This is a genomic window from Pseudomonas sp. A125 (assembly GCF_055409485.1).
This window is the reverse complement of record NZ_JBUZVP010000019.1, coordinates 73,710-95,889: the sequence shown is the minus strand read 5'-3', so window position 1 is coordinate 95,889 and position 22,180 is coordinate 73,710. Positions and strand designations below refer to the sequence as shown.

The following is a 22,180-nucleotide window of genomic DNA, read 5'->3' as shown; positions in this document are numbered from 1 at the left end:
AGCAGGCAAGCCAGCTCCCACAGTTGTTTATCCAGTTTCGCCAGCTAGGACTCGCCCAGCAACAGCTTCTGCTCCCGCGCGCACAACTCCACCAGGTAATCCCACAACACCCGCAACCGCACCGACTTGTGCAACTCGCGCCGGGAGCTGATCCAGTAGCTGCGCTGGATGCTCTCCCCCGGCAGCAACGGCACCAGGTCCGGGTCGCTCGCCGCCATGAAGCACGGCAACACCGCAATCCCCAGCCCCGAACGCGCCGCCTGGTGCTGCGCGATCACGCTGGTGCTGTGGAACACCACCTTGGGGTTGCGACAAAAGCTGCTGAGGAATTTCAGTTCCTGGCTGAAGAGTAAATCGTCCACGTAATCGATCCACGCGTGTACCGCCAGGTCCTCGCGTTTTTCAATCGGTGGCGTACGGTCCAGGTAGCTGCGGCTGGCGTAGAGGGCCAGGCGGTAGTCGGTGAGTTTGCGGGTCACCAGTTGGTCGACGCTGGGGCGCTCGAGGTGGATGCTGATTTCCGCTTCGCGGTTGAGGATGCTGACAAAACGCGGCACTGCCAGCAGTTCCACTTCCAGGCCCGGGTAACGCTCGAACAGGCCGCCCATGCGACTGGCCAAGAACATCACGCCCAAGCCTTCGGCCACGCCCAGGCGGATCTTGCCCAGGGGCGCGGCGGAATGGGTGAGTTCTTCTTCGGCCAGCAGTGCCACGTTCTCCATGGCCTCGGCGTGTTTGAGCAGGGCTTCGCCGGAAGGCGTGAGTTCGTAACCCTGGGCGTGCTGCACAAACAGCGCGGTGCCGAGGCTTTTCTCGATGGCCTCGATGTGCCGCGCCACGGTGGCGTGCGTGGTTTTCAGGCGTTGCGCCGCCGTGAGCAGGCGTCCGCTACGCTGTAACTCAAGAAAGAACCGCAGATCATTCCAGTCGAACATGCCACCTCCAGGAAGTGCTGTCTAAAAACGCACAGCAGCTGGGTAAAAACTAACATTTTTAAGACGAAAACTAACAACTAGGATGGAACCAATAAGAAAAACAAGCGAGGCCTCAGATGCCCATTGCAGCTGCTGAATACGATTACGTGGTAGTAGGCGCCGGCCCCGCAGGCTGCCTGCTGGCCAATCGACTGTCCGCCAACCCTGCCCATCGCGTATTGCTGCTTGAAGCCGGCGGTCGCGATAACTACCCCTGGATCCATATTCCCGTCGGCTACCTGTTCTGCATCGGCAACCCGCGCACCGACTGGTGCTTCAAGACCGAAGCCCAGGAAGGCCTGCAAGGCCGAGCGTTGAGCTATCCGCGGGGCAAGGTGCTCGGCGGTTGTTCGTCGATCAACGGCATGATCTACATGCGTGGCCAGGCGCGGGACTACGATGGCTGGGCCGAGGACAATCCCGGCTGGGCCTGGAAGGATGTGCTGCCCCTGTTCAAACAGAGCGAAAACCATTTTGCCGGCGCTACGGATTTTCACAGCGACGGCGGCGAATGGCGGGTGGAGCAGCAGCGTTTGCACTGGCCGATCCTCGATGCCTTTCGCGATGCGGCGCAGCAAAGCGGAATAGACAGCATCAGCGACTTCAACCAGGGCGACAACGAAGGCTGCGGCTATTTCCAGGTCAATCAGAAAGCCGGGGTGCGCTGGAATGCGGCCAAGGCATTTCTCAAGCCGATCCGCCAACGGCCCAACCTGACGGTGATGACTGAAGTTGAAGTCGACCGCGTACTGCTGGAGAACGGCCGTGCGTCGGCGGTAGTGGGTCGCCAGCAAGGCCAACACGTCACTTGGCGGGCGCGCAAGGAAATCATCCTGTGCGCAGGCTCCGTGGGTTCGCCCGGCATCCTGCAACGCTCCGGCATCGGCCCTTCCAGTGTGCTCAAGCCGTTGGGGATCGAGGTGCTGCACGAGCTGCCCGGGGTTGGCGGCAACCTGCAGGACCACCTGCAACTGCGCCTGATCTACAAGCTGGAAAATGCCCGCACCCTGAACCAGATCGCTGGCACCGTGTGGGGCAAGATGGGCATGGGCCTGCGCTATCTGTATGACCGCAGCGGCCCGCTGTCGATGGCGCCCAGCCAACTGGGCGCGTTTGCCCGCTCCGGGCCGGAACAGACGTCGGCCAACCTTGAATACCATGTACAGCCGCTGTCCCTGGAGCGCTTCGGTGAACCGCTGCACGCGTTCCCGGCGTTCACCGCCTCGGTGTGTGACCTGCGCCCGCAAAGCCGTGGCCGCATCGACATTCGCTCGGCCAACCCGGCAGACGCGCCGCTGATCCGCCCCAACTACCTCAGCCACCCGGAAGACCTGCGCGTGGCCGCCGACGCGATTCGCCTGACCCGGCGTATCGTCTCGGCGCCGGCCCTGCAGCAGTTCAACCCGGTGGAATACTTGCCTGGCGCAGAATTGCAAACGGACGAACAACTGCAGGAGGCCGCCGCGCGCATCGGCACGACGATTTTCCATCCGGTGGGCACCTGCCGCATGGGCAGCGACAAGGACGCGGTGGTCGACGCACAACTGCGGGTGCACGGCGTTCCCGGCCTGCGCATCGCCGACGCATCGGTCATGCCACGCATTACTTCAGGCAACACCTGCTCCCCCACGCTGATGATCGCGGAAAAAGCCGCGCAGCTAATCCTTTCGCCGAACACAAGGAGCCTCGCCCCGGAGAAAGAACTGACTTTACCGGCTTGACCTGTAGGAGCCCGGCTTGCCGGCGATGGCGCTCTCAAGCTGTGCACAACACTTGAAAACGCCATCGCTGGCAAGCCGGCTCCTACAGGGGAACAGCGGCGCCGATTCGGCGCCGACAGTGGAACAACAATAAATAATCACTGTGAGGGCTACCCAATGTCAGAACACGCTCAACCCCTGGACCCGGCGCTCGGCGCACGCTCGAGCAACGACACGCAGAAAGTCATCTTCGCCTCCTCCCTCGGAACGGTGTTCGAGTGGTATGACTTCTTCCTCTACGGCGCACTCGCGGCGGTGATCAGCAAGCAGTTCTTTGCCGGCGTCAACGACACCACGGCCTTCATCTTTGCCCTGATGGCCTTCGCCGCCGGTTTTGTAGTGCGCCCGTTCGGCGCGCTGGTGTTCGGCCGGCTGGGTGACATGATCGGGCGCAAGTACACCTTTCTCGCCACCATCATCTTGATGGGCCTGGCGACTTTCTGTGTGGGGCTGCTGCCGACCTATTCGAGCATCGGCATTGCCGCACCGATCATCCTCGTGGCGCTGCGCATGCTCCAGGGCCTGGCGCTGGGCGGCGAGTACGGCGGCGCAGCCACTTACGTGGCCGAACATGCCCCGGCGGGCAAGCGCGGCTTCCACACCAGCTGGATTCAATCCACCGCCACCCTCGGCCTGCTGCTGTCGCTGCTGGTGGTGCTGGCGTGCCGTTACTTCACCGGGGACCAGTTCGAAGTGTGGGGCTGGCGCCTGCCGTTCCTGCTGTCGATCGTGCTGCTGGGCATTTCCACATGGATCCGCATGAGCCTGCACGAGTCGCCGGCGTTCCTGAAAATGAAAGAGGAAGGCAAGGCCAGCAAGGCGCCGATCCGCGAGTCGTTCGGCAAATGGGAAAACCTCAAGATCGTGCTGATTGCGCTGTTCAGCATCAACGCCGGGCAAGCAGTGACGTTCTATGCGGCGCAGTTTTATGTGCTGTTCTTCCTCACCCAGTTTTTGAAGATGGACCCGGCACTGGCCAACATGTTGCTGATCATCAGCGTAGTGATTGGCGCGCCGTTCTTTATCTTCTTTGGCTGGCTGTCGGACAAATTGGGGCGCAAGCCGGTGCTGATGGTTGGCCTGCTGCTGGCCACTGCGTTGTACTTCCCGATCTTCAAGGGCCTGGCGCACTACACCAACCCGGCGATGGACCATGCGAGCCGCCAGTCGCCGATCACCGTTTTGGCTGACCCGGCCACCTGCACCTTCCAGTTCGACCCGGTGGGCAAGGCGCGTTTTGACAGCCCATGCGACAAGGTCAAGACCTTCCTGGTGAAACAGGGCCTGCCCTACCAAAGTGCAGCCGCCCCGGCCGGCAGTGCGGTGCAGGTGAGCGTAGGCGATGTGCAGATCAACGGTTACGACGAAGCTGCGCTGAAAGGTGCGGTTACGCTGGCGGGGTACCCGCAGTCGGCTGACGTGGCGCAGGTCAACAAAACCATGGTGGTGGTGCTGATCGTGGCGCTGATTTTGATCGCCGCGATGTGCTACGGCCCGCTGGCGGCGCTGATGGTGGAGTTGTTCCCGACGCGCATCCGCTACACCTCGCTGTCGCTGCCTTACCACATTGGCAATGGCTGGTTCGGTGGCTTCCTGCCGACGGTGTCGTTTGCGCTGGTGGTGTACACCGGCGATATCTTCTATGGCCTGTGGTACCCGGTGGTCATTACCGGGGTGAGCCTGATTGTGGGGCTGATTTGCCTGAAAGAGACCAAGAACGTGGACATCGACAAGAACTGAAGCTGACACCGCTGCCGGTCGCCCGACCGGCAGCGCAACCTTTTGCTGTACATCCATACAGATAAAGGTTGATCAATTCCCTTCTGTTGCGCATCCTGCTCCCCATTCAATTGTGTAGCGAATGTGGTGACCATGCGGCTGTTCCTCTGTGAAAAACCGTCCCAGGCCAAGGATATCGCCGCCGTACTCGGCGCGACCCGGCGTGGCGACGGTTGTTGGCTGGGGCCAGGCGTGACGGTGACCTGGTGCATCGGCCACCTGCTGGAGACCGCCCCGCCCGACAGCTACGACGCCAAGTACAAGCGATGGGTGCTGGCCGACCTGCCGATCATCCCGGAAAAATGGAAGATGCTGGTCAAGCCCAAGACCGCCAGCCAGTTCAAGGCAGTCAAGCGCCTGCTGGGGGAAGCCCAGGAACTGGTGATCGCCACCGATGCCGACCGTGAGGGCGAGATGATCGCCCGGGAGCTGGTGGAGCATTGCCGTTATCGCGGGCCCATTCAGCGGCTATGGTTATCGGCACTCGATGACGCGTCGATCCGCAAGGCCCTGGCCTCATTGAAGCCCGGTGCAGAAACCTTCAGCCTCTACCATTCGGCCCTTGGCCGCTCCCGCGCAGACTGGTTGATCGGCATGAACATGAGCCGCCTGTTTACCCTGCTGGGCCAGCAGTCCGGCTATCAGGGCGTGTTGCCGGTCGGCCGTGTGCAAACCCCTACCCTGCGCCTGGTGGTAGACCGTGACCGCAGCATTGCCGACTTCGTGCCTATCGCCTACTGGGCCATCGATGTGGACCTGCGCCACGACCACATTACCTTCACCGCACAGTGGCGCGCGACCGAAGATGCTTGTGACGATCAGGGCCGTTGCCTCAACCAGCAGCTTGCCCGGGACGCGGCCAATGCCATGAGCAACGCCGCCAGTGCGCGGCTGGTGAAGTTGCGCACCGAACGCATGCGCGAAGTGGCCCCACTGCCCTTCGACCTCGGCACGTTGCAGGAAATCTGCTCGAAAAAACTCGGCCTCGGCGCCCAGGAAACCCTGGATGTTGCCCAGTCACTCTACGAAACCCACAAAGTCATCACTTACCCGCGCAGCGATTGCGGTTACCTGCCACTGAGCCAGCACAGCGACGCGCCGAAAATCCTCGCGGCGCTGGGGCGGGCCGACCCGGCCGTAAATGAACTGATGCCCCACATCGATCCAAAGCGCCGCTCCCGGGCCTGGAACGACGCCAAAGTCAGCGCACACCACGGAATCATTCCCACCGGCGCCGGCAAGGACCTCGGGCAACTGACGGGCAAGCATCGCGCCGTGTACACGCTGATTCGTGCCCGCTACCTCGCGCAGTTCCTGCCCAACCATGAGTACGACCGCACCCAGGCAGATTTCGACTGTGCCGGTGAAGCCTTGCGGGCTGTCGGCAAGGTCATCGTGGAGGCTGGCTGGAAACGCGCATTGCCGCAAGCGCTGGCGCCGGCCACGGGCCGTGAAGCGCCTGCGCCACAGTCCTTGCCAAAACTGGTCCAAGGACAGGACTACGCCGTGGCCAAGGTCAACCTCAAGGACCTATGGACCCAGCCGCCCAAGCCCTTCACCGAAGGCGACCTGATCAAGGCGATGAAAAACGTCGCCAAGCTGGTAGAAGACCCGCTACTCAAGCAAAAACTCAAGGACACCACCGGGATCGGCACCGAAGCCACCCGCGCCGGGATTATCCAGGGCCTGCTCGATCGGGGTTACCTGGTAAAAAACGGCAAGGCACTCTCGGCAACGCCTGCTGCGTTCAGCCTGATCGACGCGGTGCCCAGGGCAATCGCCGATCCTGGCACCACGGCCATTTGGGAACAGGCGCTGGACATGGTGCAAAGCGGTGAGATGAGCCTGGAAGAGTTTGTCGCCAAACAAGCGGCCTGGATGAGCAAACAGGTGACCCGCTGCACCGGCATGCGCCTGACCATCAGCGGCCCGGCCAGCCCGGCGGGACGAGGCGCCGCCCCCTGGAAAAACAAACGCAAACCCGCCAAACGCAAGACGGCCGCCAGCCCGAAACGCACAGCAAAACCGGCAAGCAAGGGCTAAAACGCACTAAAAATCGCGACAATGACGTTTTTCGACGGGATATACGCCGCTTTGGACCTTGCCCTGCTGCAGGCGGTCTAGGATTCTGTAGGGACTGCTAACCTCCCAACAATAACAACACCGGAGTGGCCTCCATGAAAACCGTTGCCCAAGTGCTGAAGTCCAAAGACCAGCAAAACCAGCAAGTCCACACCATCCCCCACGACCATACGGTATTTGAGGCGCTTATCGTGATGGCGTCGAAAAACGTCGGGGCGTTGCCCGTCCTCCAAGATGGAAAGGTGGTGGGCATCATCAGTGAACGGGACTATGCCCGTAAGGTAATCCTCCACGGATTATCCTCGGTGGCGACCAAAGCCCACGAGATCATGAACTCACCGGTGATCACCGTCGACACCCACCAGACCGTCGAGACCTGCATGAATATCATGACCGACCGGCATCTACGGCACCTGCCCGTGGTAGAAAACGGCGAGCTCCTGGGCCTGCTGTCCATCGGCGACCTGGTCAAGGAAGCGATAGCCGAACAGGCCGACTTGATCAAACAGCTGGAGCAGTACATTCGCGGCGAATAATCATTGGGGGCCCCATGCTCGATACCCTGCAACATCCGGTCGATGACTACCTCGACAGCCTGTACCGGGCCATGGCCGAACGGCGCTTTCTGGTGCTGACCGGTGCCGGTATCAGCACCTCGTCGGGGATCCCCGATTACCGGGACAGCGAAGGTGTGCGCCGGGGCAAGGCGCCGATGATGTACCAGGAGTTCCTGGCAACCCCACAGGCCCGCCGCCGCTACTGGGCGCGGGCGATGCTTGGTTGGCCGAGGGTGCGTATCGCGCAGCCGAACCCGGCGCATATCGCCCTGGCCACCTTGCAGCAGCGCCAGCGTATTACCGGGTTGATTACCCAGAACGTCGACACCCTGCACGACCAGGCCGGCAGCCAGGGTGTGATCGAACTCCACGGCAGCCTGCACCGGGTGCTTTGCCTGGATTGCCAGCAGACCAGCGAGCGGGACCAGATCCAGCGCCAAATGGAGGCCGAGAATCCGTACCTGGCGGGTGTGGATGCGGTTCAGGCACCTGACGGCGACACCCTGCTGGACCCGGCCTTTGAAGAACGCTTCCAGGTGCCCCGTTGCCCGCATTGCGGTGGGCAACGGTTGAAGCCGGACGTGGTGTTTTTTGGTGAAAACGTCGCCCAGGGTACAGCCGCCAAGGCGATGGCAGCCGTAAACGGCGCTGAAGGATTGCTGGTGGTGGGATCGTCGCTGATGGCTTATTCGGCGTTTCGGTTGTGCAAGGCGATGGTCGAACAGGGCAAGCCTGTGATTGCCATCAATCTGGGCAAGACTCGGGGTGATGAGTTGCTGCAACTCAAGATCGAAGCCTCCTGCGAGCGCTTGTTGCCGTTGCTGGTAGAACGACTGGGGTAAAGCCAACCGTGTGGTGAGGGGGCTTGTCCCCCGCTGGAGTGCGCAGCGCTCCCGCTTTTCCTGGGGCCGCTACGCAGCCCAACGGGGGACAAGCCCCCTCACCACAGACAAGCCCTCTCACCACAGAAAGCCCCCTCACCACAGACAAGCCCCCTCCCCCGAAAAGAGCCACCAAACCGCAGACTAACCCGCACGAAAAATGACGCCCAAGTCACGCTTTCCGGCTTCACCCCCGCCCCACAAGGATTTATGTAGTGCTTGAAAATAATCACTACATAATCGTTGACGTAACCATTTTGTAATTGCATGATTCAAGCGTCTCCCGGATCGGGAGCGTTGGTAACACGCGTTTTGAACAACCTCGTCTGACCGCCGAGCTGTTTTTTCCGGATGTGCACTGCCCACAAGGCAGATTGATGAAGCTGACTGGCCCGAAAGGATCGGTACAAGGAGCTCAAACGCTGCTTGTCTTCGTTATGAAACCATTGCGTAGCAGGTCATCAGCAAGACTACATGCATCAGGTTCAAGACCCTGCCCGTATTCGGCAGACAGTCGCTGACGCCCGGTTTTCTGAGCCGGAGATAACTTAGTAGTGTTAACGGATCAACTAAAGATCGCCAACTGGTCAAGGGGCTTACACATGAATCTGAACAACCAACCCACTATCGATGAATTGGCTGAGATGTTCGCAGCGCAGAAGGACACACTCGACGACCATATCCTCTGGATTGGTAAATCGGGCCAGGTCCATATTGACTGCCTGGCGCCCCATACCGTGGAAGAAGAGTTCGACAGGAATCACCGTGAGCTCGCCGCGCGCCTGAAGATGTACCGCCGTGGCCAGGGTTATGTTGGCAAGAAAGCCGCCGCCGATCGCAACTTTATCGAGCAGGTCTTTCATACACTTAATACCGAGTGGCAGCACCTCAAAGGCCATTCGCAAGTTAAAGTGATCGACAGATACTGCTGATAGCTACGCACGTATTACTTAAGCCTGCTCGCTTAAACGAGCAGGCTTTTTTATTGCCGACGGTTATTGCAACAAGGCCGGAAAACGCCCTTTCCCCGCTTCGTCGCGAAAGATATCAAACATGGCCTGGGCCGCCGCCGAGAGTTCGTGCCCCGGTTTGGTCAATACACCTATCGGCCGTTCAATCACCGGATCGCGCAAGGTGATGCAGTGGGCGCCTGCTTCCTGCATTTGGCGCGCGCATAACGCCGGCACCGCACTCACGCCCAAGCCGCTGGCAACCATCTTGCCCACTGTCGCCAATTGATGACTCTCCAGCGCCACGGGCAGCTTCATGTCCAGTGCCTTAAGGTGATCTTCCAACATCACCCGCACGGTGGACGGTCGCTGCAAGGTGATAAAGGGCTGTTCCAACAGAGTGTGCCAGGCGATATCTGACTTGCGCGCCAAAGGAGAATCACCGGGTACGACCGCCACAAAGCGGTCCACATACAGCGGCGTAAACACCAGTGACGAGCTTTCCGATGGCTCAAACGCCACGCCCAGCTCCACCTGGCGGTCCCGGACCATTTCCAGCACCTGTTCGTTGATCACATCATTGACCGTCACGTTGACCTGGGGATAGCGCGCGCGAAAAATCTTCAGGATCGGCGGCAGTAAATTACCGGCAAACGACGGCATGGCCGCAACCGTCACCCTCCCGCGCTGCAAGGTGAAACGCTGGCGCAACTCATCCTCGGCGTTGTCCCAATCGGCGATCAGGCGCCGGGCCAGGGGCAGCAGGGATTCACCTTCGGGGGTCAACGCAACATTGCGAGTATTGCGGCTGAACAGGCGCCCGCCCAGACCTTCTTCCAGCCCCTTGATGGTCAGGCTCAACGCCGACTGGGAAAGGTGCAGGCGCTCGCAGGCCGCCGCAAAGCTGAGGGTCTGGGCCACGGCAAGAAAGGCGCGCATCTGTTTAACTGTCAAAAAGCGTCTCCCGATGGCTGGCAACTATGCTGTTTTTTAAATCAATCAACCTTAAAAAACAACTTAACAAATCAATCCGTCGGCGCAACACTCGGTTCATATGGCTGGCCCACAAACAATAAAAGAGGTGCATATGGCAGGTTTTGATAAACGCGTAGCGTCCTATGAAGAGGCGCTGGCAGGCCTGGAAGACGGCATGACGGTGCTGGCCGGTGGCTTTGGCCTGTGCGGCATCCCGGAAAACCTAATCGCCGAAATCAAGCGTAAAGGCACCCGCGACCTGACCGTGGTCTCCAACAACTGCGGCGTCGACGGCTTCGGCCTGGGCCTGCTGCTGGAAGGCAAGCAGATCAGCAAGGTCTTTGCGTCCTACGTCGGTGAAAACGCCCTGTTCGAGAAGCAACTGCTCAGCGGCGAAATCGAAGTGGTCCTGACGCCCCAAGGCACCCTCGCCGAAAAACTGCGCGCAGGCGGTGCCGGCATCCCGGCCTTCTTCACCGCCACCGGCGTCGGCACCCCCGTCGCCGAAGGCAAGGAAACCCGTGAGTTCAACGGTCGCCCGTACCTGATGGAAGAATCCATCACTGGCGACTTTGCCATCGTCAAAGGCTGGAAAGCCGACCACTTCGGCAACGTGATCTACCGCCACACCGCCCAGAACTTCAACCCGCTGGCCGCCACCGCCGGCAAAATCACCGTGGTCGAAGTCGAAGAAATCGTCGAACCGGGCGAGCTGGACCCGGCGCATATCCACACCCCAGGGATCTACGTCGACCGGGTCATTTGCGGCACCTTCGAGAAGCGTATCGAACAGCGCACGCTCCGCAAATAACCCACCAGCCCAATAACAAGGAGACAAAAAATGGCGCTTACCCGCGAACAAATGGCTCAACGCGTTGCCCGCGAAATGCAGGATGGTTTCTACGTGAACCTCGGCATCGGCATCCCGACCCTGGTGGCCAACTACATCCCCGAAGGCATGGAAGTGATGCTCCAATCGGAAAACGGCCTGCTGGGCATGGGGCCGTTCCCGACCGAAGAAACCATCGACGCCGACATGATCAACGCCGGCAAGCAGACCGTCACCGCGCGCATTGGCGCATCGATCTTCTCCTCGGCCGAGTCCTTCGCGATGATTCGTGGCGGCCACGTCGACCTGACCGTGCTCGGCGCGTTTGAAGTCGACGTACAGGGCAACATTGCCTCGTGGATGATCCCCGGCAAGCTGGTCAAGGGTATGGGCGGCGCGATGGATCTGGTGGCCTGTGCCGAGAACATCATCGTGATCATGACCCATGCCTCCAAGGACGGTGAATCCAAGTTACTGAGCCAATGCAGCCTGCCGCTCACCGGCGCCAACTGCATCAAGCGTGTGCTGACGGACCTGGCCTACCTGGAAATCGAAAATGGCGCTTTTGTCCTCAAGGAACGCGCACCTGGCGTCAGTGTTGAAGAGATCGTCAGCAAGACAGCCGGTAAACTGATCGTCCCGGACCACGTTCCAGAAATGCACTTCCAGTGAGGACAGATTCCATGCAAGACGTCGTGATTGTTGCTGCCACCCGCACCGCCGTGGGCAGCTTCCAAGGTTCGCTGGCGAGCATCCCCGCCCCGGAGCTGGGGGCTGCGGTGATCCGTCGCCTGCTGGAGCAAACCGGCATCGACCCTGCGCTGGTGGATGAAGTGATCCTTGGCCAGGTGCTCACCGCCGGCAGCGGCCAGAACCCGGCTCGCCAGGCCTCCATTCTTGCTGGCCTGCCCCACGCCGTACCGGCCATGACCCTGAACAAGGTCTGCGGCTCGGGCCTCAAGGCGCTGCACCTCGGCGCGCAAGCGATCCGTTGCGGCGACGCGCAGGTGATCATCGCCGGTGGCATGGAAAACATGAGCCTGGCACCCTACGTATTGCCGGCCGCCCGTACCGGCCTGCGCATGGGCCACGCGAAGATGCTCGACAGCATGATCACCGACGGCCTGTGGGATGCGTTCAACGACTACCACATGGGCATCACCGCCGAGAATCTGGTGGACAAGTACGGCATCAGCCGTGAAGCCCAGGACGCCTTCGCCGCCGCCTCCCAGCAGAAAGCCACGGCGGCCATTGAAGCCGGGCGTTTCAGCGACGAGATCACACCGATCCTGATTCCCCAGCGCAAGGGCGACCCGATTGCCTTTGCGGTGGATGAACAGCCACGCGCCGGCACCACCGCCGAGTCACTGGCCAAGCTCAAGCCGGCCTTCAAGAAAGACGGCAGCGTCACCGCTGGCAATGCATCGAGCCTCAACGATGGCGCCGCTGCGGTGCTGCTGATGAGCGCCGATAAAGCCAAGGCACTTGGCTTGCCAGTGCTGGCCCGCATCGCCAGCTACGCCAACGCCGGCGTCGACCCGGCGATCATGGGCATTGGCCCGGTATCGGCCACCCGCCGCTGCCTGGACAAGGCCGGCTGGAGCCTGGGCGACCTGGACCTGATCGAAGCCAACGAAGCCTTTGCCGCGCAGTCGCTGGCGGTGGGTAAAGAACTGGAATGGGATGCGGCCAAGGTCAACGTCAACGGCGGCGCGATTGCCATCGGCCACCCGATTGGCGCGTCAGGCTGCCGCGTGCTGGTGACCTTGCTGCATGAAATGATCAAGCGGGATGCCAAGAAAGGCTTGGCCACCCTGTGCATCGGTGGCGGTCAGGGTGTAGCACTGGCGCTCGAACGCGGCTGATTTCCAAGCCCATGATGAAAAGGCTCGGCCTGTGGTGAGGAGGCTTGTCCCCCGTTGGGCTGCGTAGCAGCCCCAATAAATTGACCTCGGTGTTTGAGGTAGAACTCATCGCAGGTTTTTGGGGGCCGCTGCGCAGCCCAACGGGGGGCAAGCCCCCTAACTACAGGCTGCGAGCGGTCAGTCCCGCGCCTGGGGCACCGCAAATACTGCATTGGCCCGCACCACCACCTTCTCTCCAACCTGCACGCTGACCGTGGCAAATGCCATCTGCCGACCGCGTTTGTGGTGCTCCAGCCGCACCTCGATCCACTCCCCCACCTGCACTGCCCCGAGATAATCCAGGGTCATGCTCGCCGTGATCAACGGCAGCGGCGGTTCACTGGAAAACGCCATGGCGTAGCCCATGCCCACATCCGCCAGCGTGGCCAATACGCCGCCATGCACGGTGCCGCGCCCGTTGGCATGGCGGTTGTCGGCGCGCAGGCCGATCTCCAGTTGCAAGCCTTCGCCACGGCAATACACCGGACCAAGCAGGTCCAGCAGCGGGCTGCTGCGCGACAAACGAGTGAAGCCTTCGGGGACGGCGAGAGTGCTCATAAAGTGGCCTTCCGTGTGATGAGCCATGGGTGTAACGCAGCCAGCGGCCGGCAACCATCATCATCAACCTGGTAAATCCCGTGGGATAAGCCTCCAGGAACGTGCCCGCGCATCCAGAAACTTTTTGTAATAACTCCTTCATCTTTCTGCCTGCCCTGTCGATATAGGTCAGCTGCACGGCAGGGTCGCAACCTGACCAACACGTCCTGATGGCCCCCTCCCGCCTAAAAACTCTTAATCGCATGGATGTCGCAATGTTGAATTCGGCTGCAAAGATGTTGGGTAATGTGAGCGTCAGGGCGAAATTGACCTTGGGTTTTGCACTCGTATTGATACTGACTGTGTTGATTGCAATCACCGGCTGGACTGGGCTGGGCAACCTTGGCGTGCGGGGGGTAAAGCTCAGCACGATCGCCAAGCTCAATGATGACTCCCGCGACGTGCGCATCGCTCGCTTGAGTTACACGCTCAAGCCCGAAGCCTTGAATGCCGCGGCGGTGGTAAAAGTCCTGGATGACCTGGATCGTCGAATCGGCTTGGTCGACGCGATGCTCAAGGCTCCCGAAGACCAGCGCTGGATTCAACAGGGCCAGGCTGCAATCAGAAACTATCGCGCGCACTTCCAGAACTTCGCCAGCGCCACCGATGCCCACGACGAGGATAAATCCAGGCAGGCCCAGGCAGCCTTGAACGCCGACATCGCGAGCCTGTTTGAAGCCTGCAAGCAACTGTCAGACACGCAAACCGAGAAACGCGACCAGGAAGTAAAAGTCGCCGGGCAACTGTTGTTCGGCGCCTCGGCCCTGGCGCTGGTGATCGGCATCCTGGCCGCCTGGATCATTACCCGGTTGATCGTCACGCCGTTGATGGAAACCCTGAAAAACGCCGAACGGGTGGCCTCGGGTGATTTGAGCCAGGACATCCACGTGTCCCGGCGCGACGAGTTGGGGCTGTTGCAGGCCAGCATGCAGCGCATGACACTGAACCTGCGCCGCTTGATCGGCGAGTTGCGTGACGGTGTGGTGCAGATCGCCAGCGCAGCCGAGGAATTATCGGCCGTCACCGAGCAAACCAGTGCCGGCGTCAACAGCCAGAAGGTCGAGACCGATCAGGTGGCGACCGCGATGAACGAGATGACGGCGACCGTGCAGGAAGTCGCACGCAGCGCCGAGCAGGCGTCCAGCGCCGAGCAGGCGTCCAGCGCCGCCGTGAACGCCGGCCACGAAGCGCGGGCCAGTGACCAGGTGGTCAATCAGGCGATTGAGCAGATCAGCCGGCTGGCCACTGAGGTCGGGCATTCGACCGAGGCCATGGACGGACTCAAGCGCGAAAGCGCCAAGATCGGCACCGTACTGGATGTGATCAAGTCGGTGGCCCAGCAAACCAACCTGCTGGCGTTGAACGCCGCGATCGAAGCCGCCCGTGCGGGCGAAGCCGGGCGTGGTTTTGCGGTGGTAGCGGATGAAGTGCGCAGCCTGGCTCAACGCACCCAAACCTCAACCGAGGAAATCGAGGGGCTGATCAGCGGTTTGCACCACGGCACCCAGCAAGTCGCCCAGCGCCTGGAAAACAGCCGCACCTTGACCGACAGCAGCGTGGAACTGACCCGCCAGGCCGGCACTTCGCTGGCCAGCATCAGCCGTTGCGTAGCGGATATCGAGTCAATGAACCTGCAAATCGCGGCCGCCGCCGAGCAGCAAAGTGCGGTGGCCGAGGAGATCAATCGCAGCGTGATCAACGTGCGCGACATTTCCGAGCAAACGGCAGCCGCCAGCGACGAAACAGCTGCCTCCAGTACCGAACTGGCGCGCCTGGGCGTTCACTTGCAAAACCTGGTGAGCACCTTCAGGCTTTAAATCAGCGCCTCAGGCAGCGCTGATAACGCTCATCCACGCGCTTGGCGAACCAGGCCGTGGTGAGGTTGCGGGTGATTTTCGGGCTTTTCAGCACAATGCCCGGCAGGATCGCCCGTGGCAGTGGTTTGCCGGCGGCCTTGTCGGCCAGGGCGAACACGCGCTGGTACAGTGTGGTGTCTTCAAAGTCCAGGCGCTCGCCCTGCTCCAGCTGGCTGCGAATGCTTGGGTTGCGCATGTCCAGCGCCTTGCCCAGGGAGCGTACTGCCAGTTCGGTGGTGCCCGGCAGGAACGAGCCATAGTTGATCAAGTCGCCGTCCAGCGCCAGCGTGGTACCCGAGACCCGGCTGACCGCCGCCTGGAATGCGGCGTTGCGGCTAGCGTACCAACCGGCATTGAAATCGGCGAAGCGGTACAGCATCTGGTCGTAGTGCACCGGGTAGCCCAGCAGATGGGTGATGCCAAAGTACATGCCGCCCCGACGGGTGAACACTTCTCGGCGGATGCTGCCATCCACGGTGTAGGGGTAATCCCGCGCCTGTTTTTGTGCGAAGTCGATGCTGACCTGCATCGGGCCTGCGGTATGCACCGGGTTGAAGCCGCCAAACAGGGTATTGCCCAAGGGCACGACGCTGATGAAATCGTCAAAGATCCCACTCAAATCCCGCTCGGTACGCGCAGCACTCAAGCGCTCGGCGTAGGACTTGCCGGTGGGCGAGCGTAGTTGCAGTGCCGTGCGCACCAGCACCGCCGGCACATGGACTTTAGCGGCGCGGCGCAGGATTTCGTCCTGGGCGATCTTGCCCATGTTCGGCACCGGCGGGTCGACCTGATAGGTGGACTCCTGCTCGGTCACGGCCAGCACGGCGCAGATGTTTTCGGTACTGGGGTAGATTTTCTGCGTATTGAAGGCGGTGTAGATGTCTTGGGCCCAGCCGCCACGATCCGGCACGCTGGCCGGCATCAGCCGCACGACCTGTGCCTTCACCTCGGCTTCACTGCGCTCGGGCAGTGGCTGCGTGCGCTGGCTGGAGCAGCCGGCCAGCACCAGCAAGGTGGTGAGGCACAGGATCAGGCGAGACGAATGCATGGGGCTTCCTTGGGCGACGATGGGCCAGTCTTGGCAGATATCGACCGGAAAGTCTAACCGGGGTTCGCCGACCTGCTGCACTCGCCAATGAATGCAGAACATGAAGGATCAGGCACCCGTCGTTCCTGCAAGGCGTTTGAATGCCATGTTCAGCCTGAACTTCCTGACCACCTGCCTGATCGTCGTATTGATTCCCGGCACCGGCGTAATCTTCACCGTGCCCACCGGACTGACCGCCGGCAAGCGCGCCAGCGTATTCGCCGCGCCGGGCAGCAGCGAACAGGCTCCTAGTGGCGAGGGAGCTTGCTCCCGCTGGACTGCGCAGCAGGCCCATTTTCAGTGCCGCTGCGCGCCCCAGCGGGAGCAAGCTCCCTCGCCACAGGGTTACTTAGATCCCGGCCAGTGCCAGGTCCATTGCAAAGTAGGTGAAGATCAAGTCTGCACCAGCGCGCTTGATCGAACCCAGGGTTTCCCGTACCACGCGGGCTTCATCGATGGCGCCCGCCTGGGCACCGAACTTGATCATCGCGTACTCGCCGCTGACCTGGTACGCCGCCACCGGCAAACGCGAGGCTTCGCGGATGTCGCGGATGATGTCCAGGTAAGCGCCGGCCGGCTTGACCATCAACGCGTCGGCGCCTTCCTGCTCATCCAGCAACGATTCACGTACCGCTTCGCGGCGGTTCATCGGGTTCATCTGGTAGCTCTTGCGGTCGCCCTTGAGCGCGCTGCCGCCAGCTTCGCGGAAGGGGCCGTAAAGAGCCGAGGCGAATTTGGTGGAGTAGGCCATGATCGGAATATGGCTGAAACCCGCTTCATCCAGCGCCCGGCGAATCGCCTGCACCTGCCCGTCCATTGCAGCAGACGGCGCGATTACATCGGCACCGGCGCGGGCGGCGGCCACGGCCTGTTTGCCAAGGTTGACCAAGGTGCGGTCGTTGTCGACCTCGGCGCCGTGCATCACGCCACAATGGCCGTGGTCGGTGTACTCGCAGAAGCAGGTGTCGGACATCACGATCATTTCCGGCACCGCGTCCTTGATGATCGAGGACATGCGCGAGACCAGGCCACGCTCTTGCCAGGTGTCACTGCCCGTAGCATCCAGGTGGTGGGACACGCCGAAGGTCATCACCGACTTGATGCCGGCGTTGGCATAGCGTTCGATCTCGAAGGCCAGCTTCGACTCGGGAATGCGCTGCACCCCGGGCATGCTGGTGATCGGTACGAAGTCGTCGATTTCTTCTTCAACGAAGATCGGCAGCACCAGGTCGTTGAGGGTGAACTCACTTTCCTGGAACAAGCCACGCAACTGCGCAGAGCGGCGCAGGCGGCGTGGACGGGCTTCGGGGAACTGGCTGGACATTGATGCTCCTGAAAAAAAGGGCCGAGGCACATAGCTTAAGGGCGAAAGCTTATGCCCGGATTGACCGGGAGCACAAACGTCCGTGCGATAACAGTGCTTTTCTTATTCCGTAACAATGATGTTTGCGGCTATGCTCGGCAAAACAGCAAAGGAGCGCTCGGCATGTTTGATATCCAGAACTACGGCAGTTTTATCGCGGCCATCCTGATCTTCCAGTTGATCCCGGGGCCAGGCACCTTTGCCATCCTGCATGCCACGGCGCGCAATGGCATCCGCGCCGGATTTGGCGCGGTGTTCGGTACGGTGCTGGGCGATTTGATCTTCATGCTCGCTGCTTCCGCAGGCCTCGCGGCCCTGATGAAAGCTAACCCGATGCTGTTCATGGCTTTGCAATGGGCCGGTGCGGCTTACCTCTGCTGGATGGGCCTGCAACTGCTGCTCACCCCGGTCAACCGTGATGTGGTCGGCCAAGAACCGCAACGCTCCGGCTGGATCTACTTTCGCCGGGCCATTGCGGTCAGCCTGACCAACCCCAAGGTGATCCTGTTTTTCGTGGCGTTTTTTCCGTTGTTCATCCGCCCGGATTCGCCCAGCAGCACCTTGGTGGCGATGATGGTGCACGTCACGCTGATCGGCTTTGTGTACCAGGCGCTGCTGGTGCTGGTAGGCAACGCGCTGGTGATCCGCCTGCGAACCTTTGCGCTGGCGCGTAAAATCGCAACCCGCGTGGCAGGCCTGGCGTTGATCGGGTTTGGGATCAAGCTGGCCGCCAACAACCGTTAAAGGCTCAACTGCCCTTCAATACACACCGCCACCGCGCCGCCGACCCAGATCTGCTCACCGCTCTGCTCCACGCGGATGCGCCCGGCGCGGCCCATGGCGGTGCCCTGGCTGACCACATAGCGGCTGGGTGCCAGGCCTTTGCCCAGCAACCACTGGGCGACACCGGCGTTCAGGCTGCCGGTGGCCGGGTCTTCCGGCGCACCATCGCCGGCAATAAAGGCACGCACTTCAAATTGCGCCTCATCACCATCACGCTCCGGGTTCCATGGGGCAATCACGCCCACGGCCAACCCCTCCAACTGTGAATAGTCCGGACGCAGCGCCAGTACCTGTTCCCGATCAGCCAGCATCACCGCCAGCCAACCCGCGCCGTTATCCACCCACTGGCTGCGCACAATCGCCCCGGGTTCCAGGGCCAATGCCCGTCGAACACGTTCCACCAATTCGGGCTCCAGCGGGCCGGAGCGCAACAGCGGTGGCGCGATAAACGCCAGCTCGGCGCCTTGGCGACGGATGTGTACCAGGCCGATTTCACATTCCTGCACGATCTGCTCGCCAGCCGGTTGGCCGCCGGCCTGTAACCAGGCATGGCAACTGCCGAGGGTCGGATGGCCGGCAAACGGCAATTCCTTGAGGGTGGTGAAGATTCTTACGCGGTAATCCGCCCGTGGATCACGGGGCTTGAGCAAAAACGTGGTTTCACTGAGGTTGGTCCAGTTGGCAAAATCCGCCATTTGCTGGTCGCTCAGGCTGTCGGCACCCAGCACCACGGCCAGCGGGTTGCCCTTGAGCGCCACGTCGCTGAAAACGTCGAGCTGTTTGAAGTCGAAAGAAGGCATGCGGTTCCTTATGCTGGGATGTTCAAGCCACGGATCACGGCTGGCCGGGCGACAAAACCGTCCAGGGCCCGCAGTACGTTCGGGAAGTCGGTAATGCCCACCAGTTCGCCAGACTCATAGAAACCGACCAGGTTGCGCACCCACGGGAAGGTGGCGATGTCGGCAATGCTGTACTCGTCGCCCATGATCCAGGTACGGCCCAGCAGGCGTTTTTCCAGCACCTCCAGCAGGCGGCGCGACTCGGCCACGTAGCGGTCACGCGGGCGTTTATCCTCGTAGGCCGCACCGGCGAATTTGTTGAAGAAACCCAACTGGCCGAACATCGGCCCGATACCGGCCATCTGGAACATCAGCCACTGGATCGTTTCGTAGCGCATTGCCGGGTCTTCGGGCAGCAGTTCGCCACTCTTCTCGGCGAGGTAGATCAGGATCGCGCCCGACTCGAACAACCCCAGCGCCTGGCCACCCGGGCCGTTGGGGTCAATGATCGCCGGGATCTTGTTGTTCGGGTTCAGCGACAGGAATTCGCTGGAGAGCTGGTCCTGGGTCTCGAAGCTGACCTTGTGCGCCTCGTACGGCAACCCAAGCTCCTCCAGCATGATCGACACCTTGACTCCGTTGGGCGTTGGCAACGAGTACAACTGCAGGCGCTCGGGGTGCAGGGCAGGCCATTTGGCGCTGATGGGGAAGTCGGAAAGTGAGTTCATTGCGTAACTCCTGATAGATGCCCTGATAATAGTGGCTTGATGGGCGTCCTGCACCCGTCTTAAATCCGCAACATCCGCCGGTTAATCTGCTGCAAACGGCAAGGATGCCGCCCCATCTCCCCTGCGAAACGAACCAAACTGCCTCGGGGCACTCTTACAGAGCGCCCGCTGGCCGGGCTTGCTCGCCCCGATTCCTCGCACCGAGACTTAGAACCATCATGACCATCAAGCCTCTGTGCCTTGCCAAACGTCTTAAACGCTACACCTACGTCCTGTTGCCGGTATTGCTGGTCACCGCTGCTGTCGGCCTGACCCTTGAATCCAGGATCAGCCGCGCCCAGCCTGTCGACGGCGTGCAAACCCTGGTGTTCCTGCGCCACGGCGAAAAACCTGCCGGCGGCCTTGGCCAACTCAACTGCCAGGGCCTGAACCGCGCGATGAACCTGGCCACCGTGCTGCCAGAAAAGTTCGGCAAAGCCAACTTCGTGTTCGCGCCCAACCCGACGCGTAATGTCGAGGAAGGCGAAAAAGACAACTCCTACAGCTACATCCGCCCATTGATGACCATCAGCCCCAGCGCCATCAAGCTCGGGTTGCCGGTGAACATCAAGTTCTCGGCCAATGACACCAGCGCCCTGGCGGACGAATTGGTGGAAGACAAGTACCACAACGCCGTCATCTACACCGCCTGGTCCCACGGCTACCTGCCGGACCTGATCAACAAGGTGGCCAGTGAAGCGGTGGGTGAAAAACACGTGATTACCGACGATTGGTCCGGCAGCGATTTCGATACCTTGTATGTGCTGACCCTGACCTGGCACAACGGCAAGGCCACTCTGTTCAGCCGCAATTACAAGCAGGGCCTGGATAACGGCCAGCAGACGTGCCCGGAGGCGACGCAAGTCAGCGCCGATATCTGACCGCCCCTGAAGAACCGTGGCGAGGGAGCTTGCTGTGGCGAGGGAGCTTGCTCCCGCTGGAGTGCGAAGCGCTCCCAGAATTTTGGGGCCGCTTCGCAGCCCAGCGGGAGCAAGCTCCCTCGCCACGGCAAGCTCCCTCGCCACAGTGCTTCGGGGGCGGCCTTGTACAGCGTATGATGCCTCGCTATTGACTCACCTGCGGATCATCCACATGTCCAACCTCTCCTCCACCCACCCTGCCAGGGGTTGGTCTTTCTGGTGGAAACCAGCGCTGTTCCTGCTGGTGGCCTGTATCGGTCTCTACTACGTGAAATGGTCGCCCTACTACGCCAAGGCGTTTATTGCGGCGGATAACCACAGCATCGGCGCCTCGATCCTCAACGATCAGCAAAGCGCACCACTGGCGGCGGCGCTGGCCTATGCCCAGGTGTATTTCCTGGCGATCTGGAAAGCCGCGGTGCTGGCTGTAATCCTTGGTTCGCTGCTGCAAGTGCTGATCCCGCGGGACTGGCTGTTGCGCCTGTTTGGCCGCGCCGGGCTGGGGTCTACCTTGCGGGGCGGCTTGTTCGCCTTGCCGGGGATGATGTGCAGTTGCTGCGCGGCTCCGGTAGCCGCCGGCATGCGTCGGCAAAACGTCTCGGTAGGCGCCGCGCTGGCCTTCTGGATCGCCAACCCGGTGCTGAACCCGGCGACACTGGTGTTCATGGGCTTCGTGCTGGGCTGGGGTTTTACCGCCTTGCGGTTGGTGGCCGGGATCGTACTGGTGGTGGGCGTGTCGCTGGTGGCGCAGCGCATCGCGCGCCCGGAGCAGGTGCCGGAAGCCGCACTGGACGCCGTGGCCCAAGCCAGCCTTACCGAGACCGAACCATTCCTGAGCCGCTGGCTACGCACCTTGTGGCAGCTGTTCTGGAGCACGATTCCGGTGTACATCCTGGCGGTGCTGATCCTGGGTGCGGCGCGGGTGTGGCTGTTTCCCCATGTTGACGGCGCAATGGCCAACAGCCTGGTGTGGCTGGTGCCGCTGGCGATTGTCGGCACGCTGTTTGTGATCCCGACTGCTGCCGAAATCCCTATCGTGCAAACCATGATGACCCTCGGCATGGGCACCGGCCCCGCCGTGGCCTTGCTGATGACCCTGCCGAGCGTGAGCCTGCCGTCGCTGCTGATGCTGCGCAAGGATTTCGATGCGCGGGTGCTGGTGACCGTGGCCGGCCTGACCATACTGATGGGCGTGGCGTGTGGGCTGATCGGGGCGTTTATCCTGTAGTGATCGGGTGAAGTTGGGGGCCCCTTCGCGGGCAAGCCCGCTCCCACATTTTGACTGCACTCCTACAGGATAAATGCGGTCGAAGTGGGAGCGGGCTTGCCCGCGAAAG

General features: G+C 61.5%; 20 protein-coding genes and 1 pseudogene. 14 read left to right on the top strand and 7 right to left on the bottom strand.

Annotated features, from left to right (window positions below):
• Nucleotides 1-44: 44 nt before the first annotated feature.
• Nucleotides 45-935 carry a LysR family transcriptional regulator gene (locus ACZRN6_RS23900; protein ID WP_322145793.1) on the bottom strand — a complete coding sequence of 297 codons (891 nt, stop codon included), beginning with the start codon at nucleotides 933-935 and terminating at the stop codon, nucleotides 45-47.
• Between the two features lie 116 nt (nucleotides 936-1,051).
• On the opposite strand from ACZRN6_RS23900, the gene ACZRN6_RS23895 reads away from it, so the two are divergent.
• The 6 genes from ACZRN6_RS23895 (at nucleotide 1,052) to ACZRN6_RS23870 (ending at nucleotide 8,965) form a co-directional block, all read left to right on the top strand.
• The gene (locus ACZRN6_RS23895; protein WP_464008988.1) at nucleotides 1,052-2,695 is read left to right on the top strand and encodes a GMC family oxidoreductase; all 1,644 of its coding nucleotides are present in this window, start codon (nucleotides 1,052-1,054) and stop codon (nucleotides 2,693-2,695) included.
• 156 nt (nucleotides 2,696-2,851) lie between these two features.
• Nucleotides 2,852-4,474 carry an MFS transporter gene (locus tag ACZRN6_RS23890; protein ID WP_322145795.1) on the top strand — a complete coding sequence of 541 codons (1,623 nt, stop codon included), beginning with the start codon at nucleotides 2,852-2,854 and terminating at the stop codon, nucleotides 4,472-4,474.
• A gap of 132 nt (nucleotides 4,475-4,606) precedes the next feature.
• Nucleotides 4,607-6,556 (top strand): DNA topoisomerase III, encoded by a 1,950-nt coding sequence (locus ACZRN6_RS23885; RefSeq protein WP_464008987.1) that lies wholly within the window; start codon nucleotides 4,607-4,609, stop codon nucleotides 6,554-6,556.
• A 134-nt stretch (nucleotides 6,557-6,690) separates the two neighbouring features.
• Nucleotides 6,691-7,131 carry a CBS domain-containing protein gene (locus ACZRN6_RS23880; protein WP_177042548.1) on the top strand — a complete coding sequence of 147 codons (441 nt, stop codon included), beginning with the start codon at nucleotides 6,691-6,693 and terminating at the stop codon, nucleotides 7,129-7,131.
• 14 nt (nucleotides 7,132-7,145) lie between these two features.
• Nucleotides 7,146-7,994: an NAD-dependent protein deacetylase gene (locus tag ACZRN6_RS23875; RefSeq protein WP_464008986.1), complete on the top strand. Its 849-nt coding sequence runs from the start codon at nucleotides 7,146-7,148 to the stop codon at nucleotides 7,992-7,994.
• Between the two features lie 641 nt (nucleotides 7,995-8,635).
• Nucleotides 8,636-8,965, top strand: coding sequence for a hypothetical protein (locus ACZRN6_RS23870; RefSeq protein WP_464008985.1), 330 nt, complete (start codon nucleotides 8,636-8,638; stop codon nucleotides 8,963-8,965).
• Nucleotides 8,966-9,028: 63 nt separating this feature from the next.
• On the opposite strand, the gene ACZRN6_RS23865 is transcribed toward ACZRN6_RS23870, so the two are convergent.
• Complete coding sequence (locus ACZRN6_RS23865; RefSeq protein WP_322145799.1) at nucleotides 9,029-9,937, bottom strand: LysR family transcriptional regulator; 909 nt, start codon at nucleotides 9,935-9,937, stop codon at nucleotides 9,029-9,031.
• A 133-nt stretch (nucleotides 9,938-10,070) separates the two neighbouring features.
• On the opposite strand from ACZRN6_RS23865, the gene ACZRN6_RS23860 reads away from it, so the two are divergent.
• Genes ACZRN6_RS23860 through ACZRN6_RS23850 form a run of 3 tightly spaced genes read left to right on the top strand, consistent with a single transcriptional unit; the run spans nucleotide 10,071 to nucleotide 12,652 of the window.
• Nucleotides 10,071-10,769: a CoA transferase subunit A gene (locus ACZRN6_RS23860; protein WP_322145800.1), complete on the top strand. Its 699-nt coding sequence runs from the start codon at nucleotides 10,071-10,073 to the stop codon at nucleotides 10,767-10,769.
• 30 nt (nucleotides 10,770-10,799) lie between these two features.
• Complete coding sequence (locus tag ACZRN6_RS23855; RefSeq protein WP_464008984.1) at nucleotides 10,800-11,459, top strand: CoA transferase subunit B; 660 nt, start codon at nucleotides 10,800-10,802, stop codon at nucleotides 11,457-11,459.
• A gap of 11 nt (nucleotides 11,460-11,470) precedes the next feature.
• A complete protein-coding gene (locus ACZRN6_RS23850; RefSeq protein WP_322145801.1) occupies nucleotides 11,471-12,652 on the top strand; it encodes an acetyl-CoA C-acetyltransferase in 1,182 nt (393 codons plus the stop codon).
• Nucleotides 12,653-12,829: 177 nt separating this feature from the next.
• On the opposite strand, the gene ACZRN6_RS23845 is transcribed toward ACZRN6_RS23850, so the two are convergent.
• Complete coding sequence (locus ACZRN6_RS23845) at nucleotides 12,830-13,249, bottom strand: PaaI family thioesterase (protein ID WP_322145802.1); 420 nt, start codon at nucleotides 13,247-13,249, stop codon at nucleotides 12,830-12,832.
• Between the two features lie 254 nt (nucleotides 13,250-13,503).
• Between ACZRN6_RS23845 and ACZRN6_RS23840 the strand changes: the two genes are divergently transcribed.
• A complete protein-coding gene (locus ACZRN6_RS23840; protein WP_464008983.1) occupies nucleotides 13,504-15,105 on the top strand; it encodes a methyl-accepting chemotaxis protein in 1,602 nt (533 codons plus the stop codon).
• 1 nt (nucleotide 15,106) lies between these two features.
• Here the strand turns inward: ACZRN6_RS23840 and ACZRN6_RS23835 are convergent, their stop codons facing one another.
• Entirely contained in the window at nucleotides 15,107-16,192 is a 1,086-nt protein-coding gene (locus ACZRN6_RS23835) for a DUF1615 domain-containing protein (RefSeq protein WP_322145804.1), read from the bottom strand.
• A gap of 145 nt (nucleotides 16,193-16,337) precedes the next feature.
• Here ACZRN6_RS23835 and ACZRN6_RS23830 point away from each other — a divergent pair.
• Nucleotides 16,338-16,463 (top strand): annotated as a pseudogene (locus ACZRN6_RS23830) (LysE family translocator); the annotation flags it as partial.
• A 117-nt stretch (nucleotides 16,464-16,580) separates the two neighbouring features.
• Here the strand turns inward: ACZRN6_RS23830 and hemB are convergent.
• The gene (gene hemB, locus ACZRN6_RS23825) at nucleotides 16,581-17,555 is read right to left on the bottom strand and encodes a porphobilinogen synthase (RefSeq protein WP_322145805.1); all 975 of its coding nucleotides are present in this window, start codon (nucleotides 17,553-17,555) and stop codon (nucleotides 16,581-16,583) included.
• Between the two features lie 162 nt (nucleotides 17,556-17,717).
• On the opposite strand from hemB, the gene ACZRN6_RS23820 reads away from it, so the two are divergent.
• Nucleotides 17,718-18,338, top strand: coding sequence for a LysE family translocator (locus ACZRN6_RS23820; protein WP_322145806.1), 621 nt, complete (start codon nucleotides 17,718-17,720; stop codon nucleotides 18,336-18,338).
• Here ACZRN6_RS23820 and ACZRN6_RS23815 read toward each other — a convergent pair.
• Nucleotides 18,335-19,177: a PhzF family phenazine biosynthesis protein gene (locus ACZRN6_RS23815; protein WP_464008982.1), complete on the bottom strand. Its 843-nt coding sequence runs from the start codon at nucleotides 19,175-19,177 to the stop codon at nucleotides 18,335-18,337. The genes ACZRN6_RS23820 and ACZRN6_RS23815 overlap by 4 nt on opposite strands.
• 8 nt (nucleotides 19,178-19,185) lie before the next feature.
• Nucleotides 19,186-19,884 (bottom strand): glutathione S-transferase N-terminal domain-containing protein, encoded by a 699-nt coding sequence (locus tag ACZRN6_RS23810; RefSeq protein ID WP_464008981.1) that lies wholly within the window; start codon nucleotides 19,882-19,884, stop codon nucleotides 19,186-19,188.
• Between the two features lie 218 nt (nucleotides 19,885-20,102).
• Between ACZRN6_RS23810 and ACZRN6_RS23805 the strand changes: the two genes are divergently transcribed.
• Entirely contained in the window at nucleotides 20,103-20,804 is a 702-nt protein-coding gene (locus ACZRN6_RS23805) for a histidine phosphatase family protein (RefSeq protein WP_322145809.1), read from the top strand.
• A gap of 211 nt (nucleotides 20,805-21,015) precedes the next feature.
• Nucleotides 21,016-22,071, top strand: a complete 1,056-nt coding sequence (locus tag ACZRN6_RS23800) for a permease (protein ID WP_464008980.1) — start codon at nucleotides 21,016-21,018, stop codon at nucleotides 22,069-22,071.
• The last annotated feature ends 109 nt before the right edge of the window (nucleotides 22,072-22,180 follow it).